This is a genomic window from Erwinia tasmaniensis Et1/99, assembly GCF_000026185.1.
GTDB classification, from domain to species: Bacteria; Pseudomonadota; Gammaproteobacteria; order Enterobacterales; family Enterobacteriaceae; genus Erwinia; species Erwinia tasmaniensis.
This window is the reverse complement of the sequence record NC_010694.1, coordinates 2,028,588-2,042,666: the sequence shown is the minus strand read 5'-3', so window position 1 is coordinate 2,042,666 and position 14,079 is coordinate 2,028,588. Positions and strand designations below refer to the sequence as shown.

Here is a 14,079-nt window from a genome sequence, read left to right as displayed (position 1 = left end):
AACCTTAGATAAACCTTAGCTATTTCAAACTTGAAGTACGGCCCGCCCTCTGCGGGCCGAAAAATTAGTAACCAACGGTAAACTGCTGGCGAATATGGTGCGGATCTTCAATTTCATCGAGAATGGCTACGGCAAGATCGGCAACGCTAATTGTTGCTGGCTTATCGCCATTCATCAGCAGGCTTGTTTTTCCCATCCTGAATTGCGCGGTGCGCGGGCCAGCTTCAAGAAAGGCTGCGGGAGAAAGATAGGTCCAGTCAAGCGCCTGTCCTTTGGCTTGAAGATGATTTCTTAGCGCACGAGCGGCCAGCGCACCGGGCTTGATATCCGCCGGGAAGGCTTCGGTATCCACCAGATCGACGCCGGGCGCAACTTCCAGGCTTCCTGCTCCGCCTACGACCAGCAGGCGTTTGACTCCGCTATTTTCAACCGCCTTGAGGATTTGCTCACTGCCGCGGGTGAATTGTTCAAACAGGTTTGGCTCTGACCAGCCCGGATTGTAGGCGCTGATCACCGCATCCTGGCCTTTCAGCACGCTGCTTAGCCAGCTGTTATCGTGGATATCGCCGTGCGCCAGGCTTAAATTATCGTCAGCGGATAAATTTTTGGCCGAACGTGACACGGCAGTGACCTGATGCCCGCGTGCCAGCGCTTCTTTAACAATATCTGGTCCGACAAAGCCAGTCGCGCCAATAACGGTAATTTTCATTTATTTGTTCCTCTGTAAGATGTGTATTGAAGCTTACTGCTTAACAGCGGTAACGATAAGAGGCATATTTTTCTTTGATAATGAAGCAGGGCTTACGAATAATGGAAAAACTCAACCGTATGGCGATATTCGCTATTGTGGTCAATGAAGGGTCGTTAGCCGGGGCTGCCCGCCGGCTGGGAATGTCTCCTTCGGCGGTGAGCCAGCACCTGAGAGCACTTGAACAGTCGGTAGGTGTGCCGCTGCTGCATCGTTCCACACGTAAATTGGCGCTTTCCGAAGCGGGGGCGGCATTTTTTCCAGGTTGCAAGGCGATGCTGGACCAGGCCCAGGAGGCCGAGAAGCAGCTGGCTGAAATGCGCGATACGCTAACCGGTGAACTGCGCATCAGTTCAACTCCGGGCATTGGTGGCCAGCCATTGTGCAGCGCCATGTCACCGATGTTACAACAACACCCCGGGCTTAAATTACGCATCTTAGCCACTGATAATGTGCTGGATATGATTGAACACCGTATTGATATCGCCTTGCGCTTCAGCCGGCAGTTGAGCGACGCTAACATCATTGCACATCCTCTGGCAGAGTGGCCGATGGTTGTCTGCGCCGCCCCCGGTTACCTCTCACGATACGGCGTGCCGGAAACCGCCACGGCGCTTATTTCTCATCGCTGGGTACACGGGCACCGCTCTCACCAGCACGTTACCCTCCATCACCCGCGCGAAGGCTCGATAGTGCTGCGTATGGCAGAGGGGCAGATCGTCAGTGATAGTATGCATGTAATACGAGCATTTACCGTTGCCGGGATGGGGGTCTCATTGCAGCCGCTACATGAGGTGCAGGAGGAGCTGAGTTCCGGGCAGCTGATGCTGTTATTGCCCGAGTGGCGCGCGGACCCGCTCAAACTCACTGCGCTGACGCTCGAACGGGTGTTGCCCGAGAAGAGCCGCCAGGCCCTACGCGCACTGCGTGAATATTTTAGTCATAATCATCAGCTAAAACTTGTGGACAGTCCCAGGGCCGACTTCAATTAAAGCTGGTGCAGCAATCAGGAGTCATTGTGGCTGAACAGCTTGAGTTTTTCCCGGTACCCAGCCCCTGTAAGGGAGTATGTCAGGTAAACGATCGCGGCTATTGTCGCGGCTGTTGGCGTAGCCGTGAAGAGCGTTTTAGCTGGATGACTTTCAGTGATGCGCAGAAAAGGGAAATTCTGCGTCTTTGTCGTCAGCGTTTGTCGCGCCAGCAGCGTACCTCAGTGGGGGCTGCGTCGGATGAACCGGATCAGCCAACCTTGTTTTAGTCCGTATGCGAACCGGCAAGAGAATTTGATTATTTTCCAGAATGTTAGGGTGTTAAATTTAATGCGAATCGTCACCCGCTATTAATTATCAATACCAACACTTTTATCTGAACAGCTGAGCGCAGGGGGAGCGAAGGACATATAGGTTATGTTTCTCGAATAATAGGTTGTGCTTCTCGAATATATGAGTAAATGATTGCGGAATCGGTTTGAGCACAGTCAACAGAGATTGAGGCCGGTGATGACATTAACCCCCGAATTCGCCAGAGATCCTCTTGTTGAAAAGCCTGCAAGACGTGTTAAATCCAGTGAAACGCTCTCGCCACGAGGCCTGACATACCCACCCCGATAGAAATCAGCGCGCCAAATAGCAGTCTGAAGTCGGCTCTTGCGTTCTGCTGAAGCCTGTGCAAATCATGGCGTAAATGACCGATATCATTTTTAATACTATGATGCAGCATGCTGATGTCTTGTTTAAGGTCCTGGCGTAGCGCTTCAGAATTCTGCCTGACTTCCTGAAGCAGGGTGTCAACGTCCTGCTTAACCTCCTGACGCAGTTCTTTAATCTCTCGTTGTATTTCCCGCTGTGATAATTTAATTGCCGTTATCTCGTCACCCGCGGGTGTGATCCTTAATGCCTGCATATATTTTCCTCCCTGAAGTCTTCATCGATGTTAAGTTCGCGCTGTTTTATGAAGCTGTACGGTAAATCACCGTAGTGATAATTAACACCATGAGTTTTAAAGTCTTGGGGCGCTCTCCAATTATTTAATGTATTTTGACTAGAGAAACATCAAATAGCGTTATAGCAATCACATTTATGCCGATTTAAGCGGTGTGAGCGAACATGCCAGACGCCAAATAATACCTGTTAATTCAGCGGCACGTTCTTCCCTGCTGGAAGTAAGCAGTTCTATCCGCTGTTGGAGGCGTTTCAGCACCTCATTCGATGAAAAGCGCCTTGCGTCGCTGTCGCCAACAATATTCTGTAAGTCGCTTAGTACAGCATCGCGTACTTGATTAAGTTCAGGCGAGCAGGTTTGCCATTCTCGTAGCTGCCAGGCGATATGCGAACAGTTAAGTAATACGACTCCCCAGCGCGCAAGCCACAGACGTGCCAGGTGGTCACCACTTGAATTAAGCTGGTTGATACGGTGGTAGATCAGCGATTCAGAGCTTTCCTGGCTACGATGGGGATGTGTTAACAACCGGTCGGCAAACTCCCGTTTTATCGCACGGATATGGCGTAAGCTACGCCGTTGATCGGAGCTTGGACGCAGAATATGAAAGGCGAGCCATACCAAAATTACGCCACAGATCTTTGCCAGGTTGTCATTAATAAAGCTCTGATAATCATAAATTGGTGGGTTTGTTACGGCAAGGAACGAACCCATAAATACAATAAGCTGCCCCCATAGCGCCGCTCGCTTCTTCTGCTGCAACTTAAACAATTGTAGTGTCAGTAACAGCGGAAAAAGTATGACAATAAATTGCCATAACGATGTCACCTGCACCATAAAACCAAACTTCATCACAAAACTGAAGATGGCTAACAGGCCGAGAGTTTTAAGCAACAGTGACACGCTGCCGGTCGGAGATGGCGATGACGAGTAAAGTACGCAGCTTATGGCCGCCAGGGTCAGCGCTGATGCCCCGGCGCTCCACTGGGTTGTGATCCAGAAGCTGCATCCCATTACGATGACAACGAAAGTTCGTAGGGCATTCCAGCCCGCTTCTACGCCATCAGCTTTGCGAGCTAATGCAGGGACACGCGGAGGCGACAGTGTGGTCTTGCCATCCGCGCGCTCAAACTGCCGCAGCCAACGTGAAACATTAAGATAGAGCCAGCAAAAGTAGCGCAGTCGATCCCAAAGGGCTTTGTGGCGATAATCTGATTTATCCTGTGGCGCTGCGCTGAGCAGGATTTGGGCGAGACGATACTTGTTTGCATCGGGACTGGCCAACTCCGCCAGCAGAAGATGAACGGCGGTGAGCAAAGAGGCGGGGGCGTTCTCCCAGTCCAGCAGCATGCGCCGCAAGCTGGAAATCACGCTGGCCAGGCGCAGCTGTTGATGCAGCACATAGTTCAGCACGTTGTTTTGACGGCGAAAACGGTAATGGCTCCAGAAAGCCTGAATTCGCAGCAGGTTCATCGTCAATATTTGACCAATCACGCTCTCATGAGCGCAACGCATATCGTCATTACGGCCGCTCTGTAACAGCAGATGGGCATGGTCAAGTAATTTAACGTGCATCTCTTTGAGCGATGTAATCAGCGCATCGCCATCAGAGGTACTGGGTAGCACCATCATCATCAGCGCCCCACAAAGAATACCGGAAATCACTTCGCAAACACGCGCCTGGGCGATGGTCCAGATACTTTCAACCTCAACGACATTCACGCTGTTAAAAGCAATGATAGCCGCGGTATATCCAGCAAGTGAGAAGGCGTAGGCAACATTGTTTTGGTAATGATTAGAGATCCCTGTGCACCCCGCCAGCCAGCCGGCGATGGAGAAAGTAAACAACCAGGGGTCATTGAGCGTATGTCCGCTAATTATCAGTGCGGCTGCTGCGCCCAGCATGCTGCCAGCAATGCGTCCGAGGCTTTTGCTAATAACGCCGCCAACGGTCGGAAAGCTGACAACGGCAGCCGAGGTCATTGCCCAATAAGGCTCATCCAGCTGAAGCCCATACGCTACGCTCAGCGCCAGACACATCGCTATGGCATTACGCAGCGCATAACGCCACTGGCCGACGGTTGCTTTCACCCACGGAAGTTGCTGCCATCCCATCCCGCTCAGATCCATAGGCTCCTCAGTGCTGGATAGAAATAGTGCAGGTTGTTCCGGCGACCAGCGTCAAACCACCAGGAACACCACTAAGACGTATACGTACGGGCACGCGCTGTGCCAGCCTTACCCAGGGGACATTAGGTTTGATATCAGGTATCAGCCCGCTGTTATTTTCCACACTCTGGTCATAAACGGCGCGGCCAATACTGTCAACCACGCCGGTCAAATCCCGGTTGTCGCTGTAGAGTTTGATATTGGCCCGGTCACCCGCATGGATATGGCGTAGTTTGGTTTCTTCAAAATACCCCATCACGTAAAACGAGTGGCTATCCACCAGTGCAAACAGCGGCGTGCCGCCGGTGGCGTAATTCCCCTCGCGGATGACCAGATTATTGACCCAGCCATCCGTCGGCGCGTAGACCACGGTCTGGGACAAATTCCACCTGGCCTGATCCAGGGTTGCCCGCGCCGCATCAACAACGGCCGCCGCCGCTTTAACCGCCAGCGTCGCGAAATCGAGGTCTTCAGCAGAGATCATGTTGCGCGACAGGCTCTGACGGCGGTGCGCCTCATGTTGAGCCTTGACCAGGTCAGACTGCGCTTTGGCAAGCTGTGCTTCACCGTTTAACACCGCGATGTGGAAAGGTTCATCATCCAGTGAAAGTAACGCGGTGCCTTTATGAACAAACTGGTTATCCTGCACATTGAGCTTAACAAGGCGTCCCGAGACCTGCGGCGTGATATTAACCAACTCTGCGCGAACTTTGCCATCACGCGTCCAGGGTGACTGCATATAAAAGTTCCACAGCATCCAACCTGCACAAAGTGCAGCAGCAAAAAAAACCAGGGTGGAAAAATACTTTAAAGAGCTAAGATTCATGAAGTTACCCGGTGAATTAAAAGCCACTGTGACGCCGTGACGCAAAGAATAAATAACGAAAGGTCGAGCAGCGTGGGGTGCCAGATATCGCCAGAATAGATCCAGTCACGCACCAGTGCATGAAGTAAAAGCCAGAAGAAAAAACCCAGCAGCAGGGCTTTAAAAAACGGTGGAAAATAGAGCGAAGATCCTAAAACCAGTTCCGTCATGGGGATTGCCATAGGTAAAAAGAGGTTATCACCAGATCAATCTTTATCGTTGCTACGTGCCGTACATCTCAAACGAAATGCGCCTGTCCGATAATGATGGATTTGTATTTTGCCCTGTAAACTCGCAAAATAGTCTAAAATGAGGCTTGATAGTTAGCAAGCTAATTATAAGGAGTTGGAATTGGATACACCATTGGGAACCGACATGGCCAGGTTAGTGCGTATCTGGCGAGCACTCATCGACCAGAGGCTGAAACCGCTAGATTTGACACAAACCCACTGGGTAACACTGCATAACATTCATCAGTTACCTCCGGAACAATCTCAGATACAGCTGGCAAAGGCGATTGGCATTGAGCAGCCCTCACTGGTACGCACCCTGGATCAACTGGAAGAAAAAGGTTTGATTTCACGTAGTACCTGTGCAAGCGATCGTCGGGCAAAACGAATCAGCCTGACCCGCCAGGCGGAGCCGATTATTACCCAAGTTGAGGAGGTCATCTCCAGTACCCGTGATGATATTTTAGTTGGTATTTCACCCGCGGAGATCGACAAAATGCTCACGCTGGTGGCGAAGTTAGAGAGAAATATTCTCGATTTACAGGGAAAGGACGATTAAAAAAAAACCGGCATTTACGCCGGTTTTTTAAAGGGTAGTATTTAACGCGGGGAAACGGTGACCTGGCTGCCGTTAGAGGTCATCGCAACGCGTTGACCCACAGAGTAGCGGCTTGCTGCCTGTTTCTGTACAACGGCAATAGTGCTGCCGTCATCACGGCGAATTTCAAGTTCAACGCCCTGGCTTTTATTCATAGAGCTCTGTACGCCCTGACCGGCTACGCCACCAGCCACGGCACCTGCGGCCGTCGCCAGGCTGCGACCCGCACCGCCGCCAATGGTATTACCGAGGAAACCGCCTAACACCGCGCCACCGATAGCGCCAATGACGTTAGTGTTGTCATCGCCCTGAATCTGCACGGGGCGAACTGAAACCAGCGTACCGTAAGTCACGCGCTGGATCTGTTTCGCTTCGGAAGCCGAGTAGACATCGCCCGAAAGTGAATTGTCATTAACACACCCAGCCAGCGTAACCCCTGTAAGTGCCACGATTAACAAACGCTTCATCATGATAAAACTCCTATTTATTGCAGGTGCTGCTAGCATTTGGCGGGCAGCGTATAATCGCTCTATTATAAGGCAATTATCGCGATTTTTCTCACTTAGTGTGTCGCGAATTCAGCAACAGGCTATCCGCAGTTACCTGAACGCGGAATCAATCAGGGTAAAAATTCCTGTCAGACGGTGAAAAATTTAAAAGTCGCTGGCAATAGAAATTATTCGGTAATTTTGCCAGGCTTGCGCAATATATCTCACACCCGGCTGACGGGGAAAGGCGGAAGAAAGGATGAAATCAGGACGGTATATTGGCGTGATGTCCGGAACCAGCCTTGACGGGGTCGATGTTGTCATGGCGGTGATTGATGAAAATATGGTCGCGCAGCAGGCCCGCTACCATCATCCGATGCCGCAGGCGTTACGCCAGCAAATTCTGGCCGTTTGTCAGGGGCAATCGTTAACACTGTCGCAGTTAGGACAGCTAGATACGCGCCTTGGCAGGCTTTTTGCCGAAGCGGTTCTGGCATTGCTCAAACAGCAGGGGCTGTCGGGGGAAGAGATAACGGCTATTGGTTGCCACGGTCAGACCGTGTGGCACGAGCCGCAGGGCGAGGCCCCCAACACGTTACAAATCGGCGATAACAATCAAATAGCCGCCCTGACCGGGATCACCGTCGTGGGTGATTTTCGGCGGCGTGACATGGCGCTGGGTGGGCAGGGTGCGCCCTTAGTGCCTGCTTTCCATCATGCGGTGCTAATGCACCCGGCGGAGCGCCGCATGGTGCTGAACATCGGCGGTATTGCTAATCTTTCGCTGCTGCTCCCGGGGCGAGAGCTGCGGGGGTTCGATACGGGGCCAGGCAACATGTTGCTTGATGCCTGGATTTGGCGTCAGCAGGGGAAAGCCTATGATAAAGACGGTGCCTGGGGGGCCGGGGGGCAAATCGTCTGGCCACTGCTTAAACAAATGTTGAGCGATCCTTACTTTGCACTCAGCGCGCCAAAAAGTACCGGCAGGGAATATTTCAACCTGGGCTGGCTTGAGCAACAGCTTCACTCTTTTCCCGGCTTGCCAGCGCAGGACGTCCAGGCGACCCTAACTGAACTGACAGCAACCACAATTGCGCAGCAGGTCTTGTTAAGCGGAGGATGCGATCGTCTGTTGGTCTGTGGCGGTGGTGGGAAAAATCAGCTGCTAATGACGCGCCTTGCTGCTCAATTAGCCGGAATTGAAGTCACGAGTACCGACAAAGCGGGTATCAGCGGTGATGATATGGAAGCGCTAGCGTTCGCCTGGTTGGCCTGGCGAACGCTGAGTGGTCTGCCGGGGAATTTACCCTCCGTAACCGGCGCGCGCGCGGCCAGCGTTATCGGGGCAATATACCCGGCGAATCGTTCGCTGCCTTTGTAAGGTTTGCAAGGCAGAATGCCTGCCATGCGCATACGGCCACAGAGGCTGCATGACCGGTAAGTCGTTGAAAAATTCTGAGGTGCGGAGCACAATAACCTTCACTTCCCCCTTAGTCAGAGCCAGAACGATGACCGATAGCGATCGCCTGCAACAAATCGCCCATCTGCGGCGCGAATATACTCGTGGTGGCTTGCGCCGCAAGGATCTTCCCGAAGACCCGTTAAATCTGTTTGAGCAGTGGCTGGATCAGGCCGTGGCGGCCGGGCTGCCCGACCCTACGGCGATGAGCGTAGCCACGGTGGATGAGCACGGACAGCCTTATCAGCGTATCGTGTTGCTCAAGCACTTCGATCGGCGCGGCATGGTGTTTTATACCAACCTGGGCAGCCGTAAGGCGCAGCAGCTGGAGAAAAACCCGCGCATCAGCCTGCTGTTTCCCTGGCATATGCTGGAACGTCAGGTGATGGTGCTGGGCAGCGTTGAGCGCCTGTCGACGCTGGAAGTGCTGAAGTATTTCCACTCGCGGCCGCGAGACAGCCAGCTGGGTGCCTGGGTATCGAAACAGTCGAGCCGTATCTCCGCGCGTGGCGTTCTGGAAAGCAAATTCCTTGAGCTTAAGCAAAAATTCATGCAGGGCGAGATCCCGCTCCCCAGCTTCTGGGGAGGTTATCGTATCAACATTGAATCAATGGAGTTCTGGCAGGGCGGCGCGCACCGTCTGCATGACCGTTTTTTCTATCAGCGTGAAGGCGATGCGTGGAAAATTGACCGTTTGGCACCTTGAAATATGAAATAATGCTGCTAAGCGCTGGATCGGAGCGGTTCAGCGCCTTATTCTATGTTCCTTATTTTTCCGCGTTTCGGCGGTAAGCTGTGTACCAGTACAGGTGCAGACTTTTTTTACATGGAGTCTTAGATGGCCAGCAGTAACCTGATTAAACAATTGCAAGAGCGGGGCCTTGTTGCCCAAGTGACGGACGAAAACGCGTTAGCGGAACGACTGGCGCAGGGCCCAATCGCTCTCTATTGCGGTTTCGATCCGACTGCCGACAGCTTGCATTTAGGTCATCTGGTGCCACTGCTCTGCCTGAAGCGCTTTCAAGACGCAGGCCATAAGCCAGTAGCGCTAGTGGGTGGCGCCACGGGATTGATCGGCGACCCAAGTTTTAAAGCGGCCGAACGTAAGCTGAACACCAGCGAAACGGTTAACCAGTGGGTTGAAAAGATCCGCCAGCAGGTTGCGCCATTCCTGAGTTTTAACTGTGGTGACAACAGCGCCATCGCGGCCAACAACTATGACTGGTTTGGCAGCATGAACGTACTGACCTTCCTCCGTGACATAGGTAAACACTTTTCTGTTAATCAAATGATTAATAAAGAAGCGGTTAAACAGCGTTTAAATCGTGACGATCAGGGCATTTCTTTTACCGAATTCTCATATAACCTGTTACAAGGTTACGATTTCGCCTGCCTGAACGAACGTTACGGCGTGGCGTTGCAAATCGGGGGGTCGGATCAGTGGGGTAATATCACCTCGGGTATCGATCTGACCCGTCGTTTACATCAGAACCAGGTGTTTGGTCTGACCGTTCCTTTGATTACCAAGTCCGACGGCACTAAATTCGGCAAAACCGAAGGTGGAGCAGTATGGTTGGATGCGGCAAAAACCAGCCCGTACAAGTTTTACCAGTTCTGGATCAATACCGCCGACGCGGACGTCTACCGTTTCCTTAAGTTCTTCACCTTTATGAGCCTTGAAGAAATTAATCAGCTGGAAGAAGAAGATAAGAGCAGCGGAAAAGCGCCTCGCGCTCAGGGAGTACTGGCCGAGCTGGTGACCAGACTGGTGCACGGAGAAGAAGGCCTCATTGCTGCCCAGCGCATCACCCGCAGCCTTTTTGCCGGTAACGTCACCGAACTGACCGCCAATGACCTGTCGCAGCTGGCGCAGGACGGCATGCCGGGTATTGAACTGAAAATCGGGCAGGACCTACAGCAGGCTCTGGTGAATGCTGAACTTGCGCCCTCTCGCGGTCAGGCACGTAAGCTGATCGAGGCAAAATCCGTCAGCATAAACGGCAGCCTGCAAACCGATGCTGAGTATACCTTTGGCGAAGACGACCGCCTGTTTGGGCAGTACACTCTGCTGCGCCGCGGCAAAAAGAACTATAGCTTAATCAGCTGGCAGTCATAAGCGCCATGGGTTGAGCCCACTCTGAAGCCGGTTATGCCGGCTTTTTTATTGGCAAGGAAGGTCAGTACCATGAAAAACATTCTCTCCATTCAGTCCCATACGGTATTTGGTAATGCTGGTAACGGCGCGGCAGAGTTTCCTATGCGCCGCCTTGGCGCAAACGTTTGGCCCCTGAATACCGTTCAGTTCTCTAACCATACCCAGTATGGCCACTGGAGCGGAACGGTGATGCCCGCTACGCATTTGACCGATATTGCCCGTGGTATTGGTGATATCGATCGTTTGAAAACCTGTGATGCGGTGTTGAGCGGCTACCTCGGCTCCGCTGAACAGGGAGAGGCGATACTTGAAATTGTCTCGATGGTTAAAGCCGCCAACCCTGACGCCTGGTATTTTTGTGATCCGGTGATGGGCCATCCTGAAAAGGGCTGTATTGTCGCGCCCGGCGTTGCGGAGTTCCACGCGAATGCCTCGCTTCCGGCCAGCGATCTCATTGCGCCAAATCTGCTGGAGCTGGAAATGCTCAGCGGACACCCGGTAACAAACGTTGATGATGCGGTGGCCGCGGCGCGAGCGTTAATTGCTAAAGGGCCGAAAATCGTGCTGGTTAAACATCTGGCGCGTGCCGGATACCGTAGCGACCGCTTTGAGATGCTGTTGGTGACCGCAGACGAGGCCTGGCATATCGCCCGGCCGCTGATCGATTTTGGCGTGCGCCAGCCGGTAGGGGTGGGCGATCTTACCAGCGGGCTGCTGCTGGTCGATCTGTTACACGGCTTATCCCTTAAGCAGGCGCTGGAGCATATTACGGCGGCGGTCTATGAGGTGATGCTCAAAACCCATGAAATGGGTGAGTATGAGCTGCAGCTGGTCGCTGCACAGCAGGCAATCGCGCAGCCGCGGCAAGACTTCGGCGCGGTGAAACTTTAGTCACCTGGCGTGGGCAGGCTAAAAATGCCTGCCCAAGACGTGCTTATCAGATTAGTCCTTCAGCCCTTAGCGCGGCGACCACCGCAGGCCGCGCGGCAACGCGCTCAAACCAGGCGTTCAACGCGTCAAGGCCGCCCAGATTCAACTTCAACGCATGTGCCCAGCGCGTCACGGTAAAGAGATAGGCATCGGCAACGGTAAAGCGTGCCCCCATCAGCCACTGACTTCCCTTCAGTTCACTGTCCACATAGCTGAATTTTTGCTCCAGCTGCTGGCGTTGCAGGGTTTTGTATTCTTCCGGCGTATTCGGGCGAAAAAGCGGGCTGAACCCTTTATGTAATTCGGTGGCAATATAATTTAGCCACGCCAGGGTGTGATAGCGGGCCAGGCTGCCCGTGGGTGCCAGTAGCTGTCGATCCGCCTTCAGATCGGCCAAATACTGTACTATCGCCACCCCTTCGGTGAGCACCGAACCGCCGTTCAGCTGCAGTGCCGGTACCTGTCCTTTGGGGTTAATGGCCAGGTAATCTTCTCCCTGCTCGGTGAGCTTTGTGTGGGTATCAACGGTAACGAGGGTGAAATCGAGGCCGGTTTCTCGCAGCACGATATGCGGTGACAGCGAACAGGCACCGGCTTTACAGAACAGCTTCATTGTGTTCTCCTTAGGGGCAATGGGGGAGTTCATCTTACTGCGCCATGCCGCAAATGTCAGTGGTCTGGATCACTAGTTCAGATGGCCTGATGAGGGAGAGGGAGGCGTTTATTATTGCAGGGAGATTTGCTGTAGGGTAACGATCTGCTGCTAAAGCCGGGGATAAATCCCCGGCAACAGGATGTCGGGCTAGGCCACGGGCTGTTCGTCCTGCGTCATACGGTTCAGCATCGGGGCTGCCAGTACCATCAGTACGGCGATGATGCCGGTAGTGATACCAATCTTCAGGAAGACGTCACCGTACACGTGCAGCGACTGTAGCGGGTTGGTAATATTTTCTGGCACTGCCATCAGGTTAGCGACTTTGCCTGCCACCATCGCGGCTCCGGCCGTTGTCAGGAACCACGAACCCATAATAAAGCCCATCAGACGTTGAGGCACCAGTTGAGCGACCATCGCCAGGCCCAGGCCTGAAATCATGAGCTCTCCCACGCTCTGTAGCGCATAGCTAAGCACCAGCCAGCCGACCGAAACGATACCCATCTGGTTCGCCAGCGAAGCGCCCAGCGGCAACACCAGAAATGCGGCAGAGCAGAGCAGCATACCCAGCGCGAACTTATGTGGCATCGGCATGCGGTCACCCAGCTTGTTATACAGCGCCGCCAGCAGTGGGCTGAAAATCATGATCCAGAAGGGGTTGAGCGCCTGGAACTGCTCAGGCTCGAAAGCAATGCCAAGGATGTTGTGCTCGACGTTGCGAATAGCAAAGAAGTTCAGTGAGGTCGGCATCTGCATATACAGCACGAAGAAGACAATGGCCTCAACCATCAGCAGAAAAGCCACGATCATCTTACGGCGCGCTGCACCTTTCAGTACCAGCGCCTCTTTGGCGAAGATCACTACGATGGCGGCAGCAATGGCGGCCAGCACCATCCGCGCAATCCCCTGATTGTGAAGCAGCCAGGATGCCAGAGCAATCATTACGACCACGCCCACCAGGGTTGCCGCCAGTTTACGCAAATTCAGCGGCGCGAAATCGGCTTTGGAACCGTGATCTTTCACCCATTTGCGGAAGAACATAAAGTTGACCAGGGTGATCAGCATCCCGACGAAGGAGAGACCGAAGGCGATACTCCAGCCAAACTTAGCCGCCAGCCACGGCGTGGCCAGCATGGAGAAAAATGACCCGATATTGATCGACATGTAATACATGGTAAATGCGCCGTCAAGACGCGTGTCGTCTTTCTCATAACAGGTAGAAAGGAGCGCAGACGGGTTAGCTTTAAACAGGCCGTTACCCACGGCAATGGTGGCCATACCGACATACACCATCGCAACATCATGCCCGGACCATGCCACTAACGCATAGCCGACCGCCAGCACCAGTGTACCCAGCACGATAACGCGCTTAGTTCCGAGCACTTTATCGCCCAGCCAGCCGCCTACGGCAACCAGACCATAAACCAGTGCGCTGAATGACGCGAACAGCGTAATAGACTGTGCTTCGGACATACCCAGCATTTTAACCAGGTACACCGCCATGATGCCCTGCAGGCCGTAATAGCCAAAGCGTTCCCATAGCTCGATAGAAAAGATCAGATAAAATGATCGCGGTTGCTTAAAAGCATTAAGGCTGGCTGCCTCGGTGTGTTTGTTTGCAGTAGACACTCATACCTCTGGATTCATATCCTGTTTTTTGGCAGGAATTAAGTCAGCGTAACGCGGGGAATGCGTTCGCTGTATCATTATAAGATAGGAAAAACGCCAACAATCTCGCTGATAGTCTACAATGAGGCAAGCATTTTTTTAATGTTAAAAAAAGCACTCAACAGAGTAAGAAGGCGTGGCTGGCGGGATGTGTGGGTGTTTTATTTTGTTATGATGGA

15 protein-coding genes are annotated in these 14,079 nt (G+C 53.0%); 7 read left to right on the top strand and 8 right to left on the bottom strand.

Translation table 11 applies throughout. From position 1 onward, the window contains the following. Positions 1 to 64: 64 nt before the first annotated feature. Complete coding sequence (locus tag ETA_RS10105) at positions 65 to 709, bottom strand: NAD(P)-dependent oxidoreductase (protein ID WP_012441533.1); 645 nt, start codon at positions 707 to 709, stop codon at positions 65 to 67. 101 nt (positions 710 to 810) lie between these two features. Here ETA_RS10105 and ETA_RS10100 point away from each other — a divergent pair, with 101 nt between their 5' ends. Together ETA_RS10100 and ETA_RS10095 are read left to right on the top strand one after the other, a co-directional pair. Further along, positions 811 to 1,740: a LysR substrate-binding domain-containing protein gene (locus ETA_RS10100; RefSeq protein WP_012441532.1), complete on the top strand. Its 930-nt coding sequence runs from the start codon at positions 811 to 813 to the stop codon at positions 1,738 to 1,740. A 23-nt stretch (positions 1,741 to 1,763) separates the two neighbouring features. Further along, positions 1,764 to 2,006 (top strand): DUF1289 domain-containing protein, encoded by a 243-nt coding sequence (locus ETA_RS10095; RefSeq protein ID WP_231853328.1) that lies wholly within the window; start codon positions 1,764 to 1,766, stop codon positions 2,004 to 2,006. Positions 2,007 to 2,305: 299 nt separating this feature from the next. On the opposite strand, the gene ETA_RS10090 is transcribed toward ETA_RS10095, so the two are convergent. From ETA_RS10090 to ETA_RS10075, 4 genes are all read right to left on the bottom strand, one after another. After that, the gene (locus tag ETA_RS10090) at positions 2,306 to 2,650 is read right to left on the bottom strand and encodes a hypothetical protein (RefSeq protein ID WP_012441530.1); all 345 of its coding nucleotides are present in this window, start codon (positions 2,648 to 2,650) and stop codon (positions 2,306 to 2,308) included. Between the two features lie 174 nt (positions 2,651 to 2,824). Continuing rightward, complete coding sequence (locus tag ETA_RS10085; RefSeq protein ID WP_012441529.1) at positions 2,825 to 4,816, bottom strand: FUSC family protein; 1,992 nt, start codon at positions 4,814 to 4,816, stop codon at positions 2,825 to 2,827. A 7-nt stretch (positions 4,817 to 4,823) separates the two neighbouring features. Then, positions 4,824 to 5,681, bottom strand: a complete 858-nt coding sequence (locus tag ETA_RS10080; RefSeq protein ID WP_012441528.1) for an efflux RND transporter periplasmic adaptor subunit — start codon at positions 5,679 to 5,681, stop codon at positions 4,824 to 4,826. Then, entirely contained in the window at positions 5,678 to 5,902 is a 225-nt protein-coding gene (locus ETA_RS10075) for a DUF1656 domain-containing protein (RefSeq protein WP_012441527.1), read from the bottom strand. Before ETA_RS10075 ends, ETA_RS10080 begins: the two co-directional genes overlap by 4 nt. Before the next feature lie 169 nt (positions 5,903 to 6,071). Between ETA_RS10075 and slyA the strand changes: the two genes are divergently transcribed. Beyond that, positions 6,072 to 6,509 carry a transcriptional regulator SlyA gene (gene slyA / locus ETA_RS10070; RefSeq protein ID WP_042958917.1) on the top strand — a complete coding sequence of 146 codons (438 nt, stop codon included), beginning with the start codon at positions 6,072 to 6,074 and terminating at the stop codon, positions 6,507 to 6,509. Between the two features lie 41 nt (positions 6,510 to 6,550). Here slyA and slyB read toward each other — a convergent pair whose 3' ends face one another. After that, a complete protein-coding gene (gene slyB / locus ETA_RS10065) occupies positions 6,551 to 7,018 on the bottom strand; it encodes an outer membrane lipoprotein SlyB (RefSeq protein WP_042958916.1) in 468 nt (155 codons plus the stop codon). Between the two features lie 277 nt (positions 7,019 to 7,295). Here slyB and anmK point away from each other — a divergent pair, with 277 nt between their 5' ends. From anmK to pdxY, 4 genes are all read left to right on the top strand, one after another. Further along, complete coding sequence (gene anmK, locus ETA_RS10060) at positions 7,296 to 8,417, top strand: anhydro-N-acetylmuramic acid kinase (RefSeq protein ID WP_012441524.1); 1,122 nt, start codon at positions 7,296 to 7,298, stop codon at positions 8,415 to 8,417. Positions 8,418 to 8,544: 127 nt separating this feature from the next. Beyond that, the gene (pdxH, locus tag ETA_RS10055) at positions 8,545 to 9,201 is read left to right on the top strand and encodes a pyridoxamine 5'-phosphate oxidase (protein ID WP_012441523.1); all 657 of its coding nucleotides are present in this window, start codon (positions 8,545 to 8,547) and stop codon (positions 9,199 to 9,201) included. 132 nt (positions 9,202 to 9,333) lie between these two features. Further along, positions 9,334 to 10,611 carry a tyrosine--tRNA ligase gene (tyrS, locus tag ETA_RS10050; protein ID WP_012441522.1) on the top strand — a complete coding sequence of 426 codons (1,278 nt, stop codon included), beginning with the start codon at positions 9,334 to 9,336 and terminating at the stop codon, positions 10,609 to 10,611. Between the two features lie 69 nt (positions 10,612 to 10,680). Beyond that, positions 10,681 to 11,541, top strand: coding sequence for a pyridoxal kinase PdxY (gene pdxY / locus ETA_RS10045; protein ID WP_012441521.1), 861 nt, complete (start codon positions 10,681 to 10,683; stop codon positions 11,539 to 11,541). Positions 11,542 to 11,587: 46 nt separating this feature from the next. Here the strand turns inward: pdxY and gstA are convergent, their stop codons facing one another. Both gstA and dtpA read right to left on the bottom strand, forming a co-directional pair. Further along, positions 11,588 to 12,193 (bottom strand): glutathione transferase GstA, encoded by a 606-nt coding sequence (gene gstA, locus ETA_RS10040; protein WP_012441520.1) that lies wholly within the window; start codon positions 12,191 to 12,193, stop codon positions 11,588 to 11,590. 189 nt (positions 12,194 to 12,382) lie between these two features. Continuing rightward, positions 12,383 to 13,861: a dipeptide/tripeptide permease DtpA gene (gene dtpA, locus ETA_RS10035; protein ID WP_012441519.1), complete on the bottom strand. Its 1,479-nt coding sequence runs from the start codon at positions 13,859 to 13,861 to the stop codon at positions 12,383 to 12,385. Between the last annotated feature and the right edge of the window lie 218 nt (positions 13,862 to 14,079).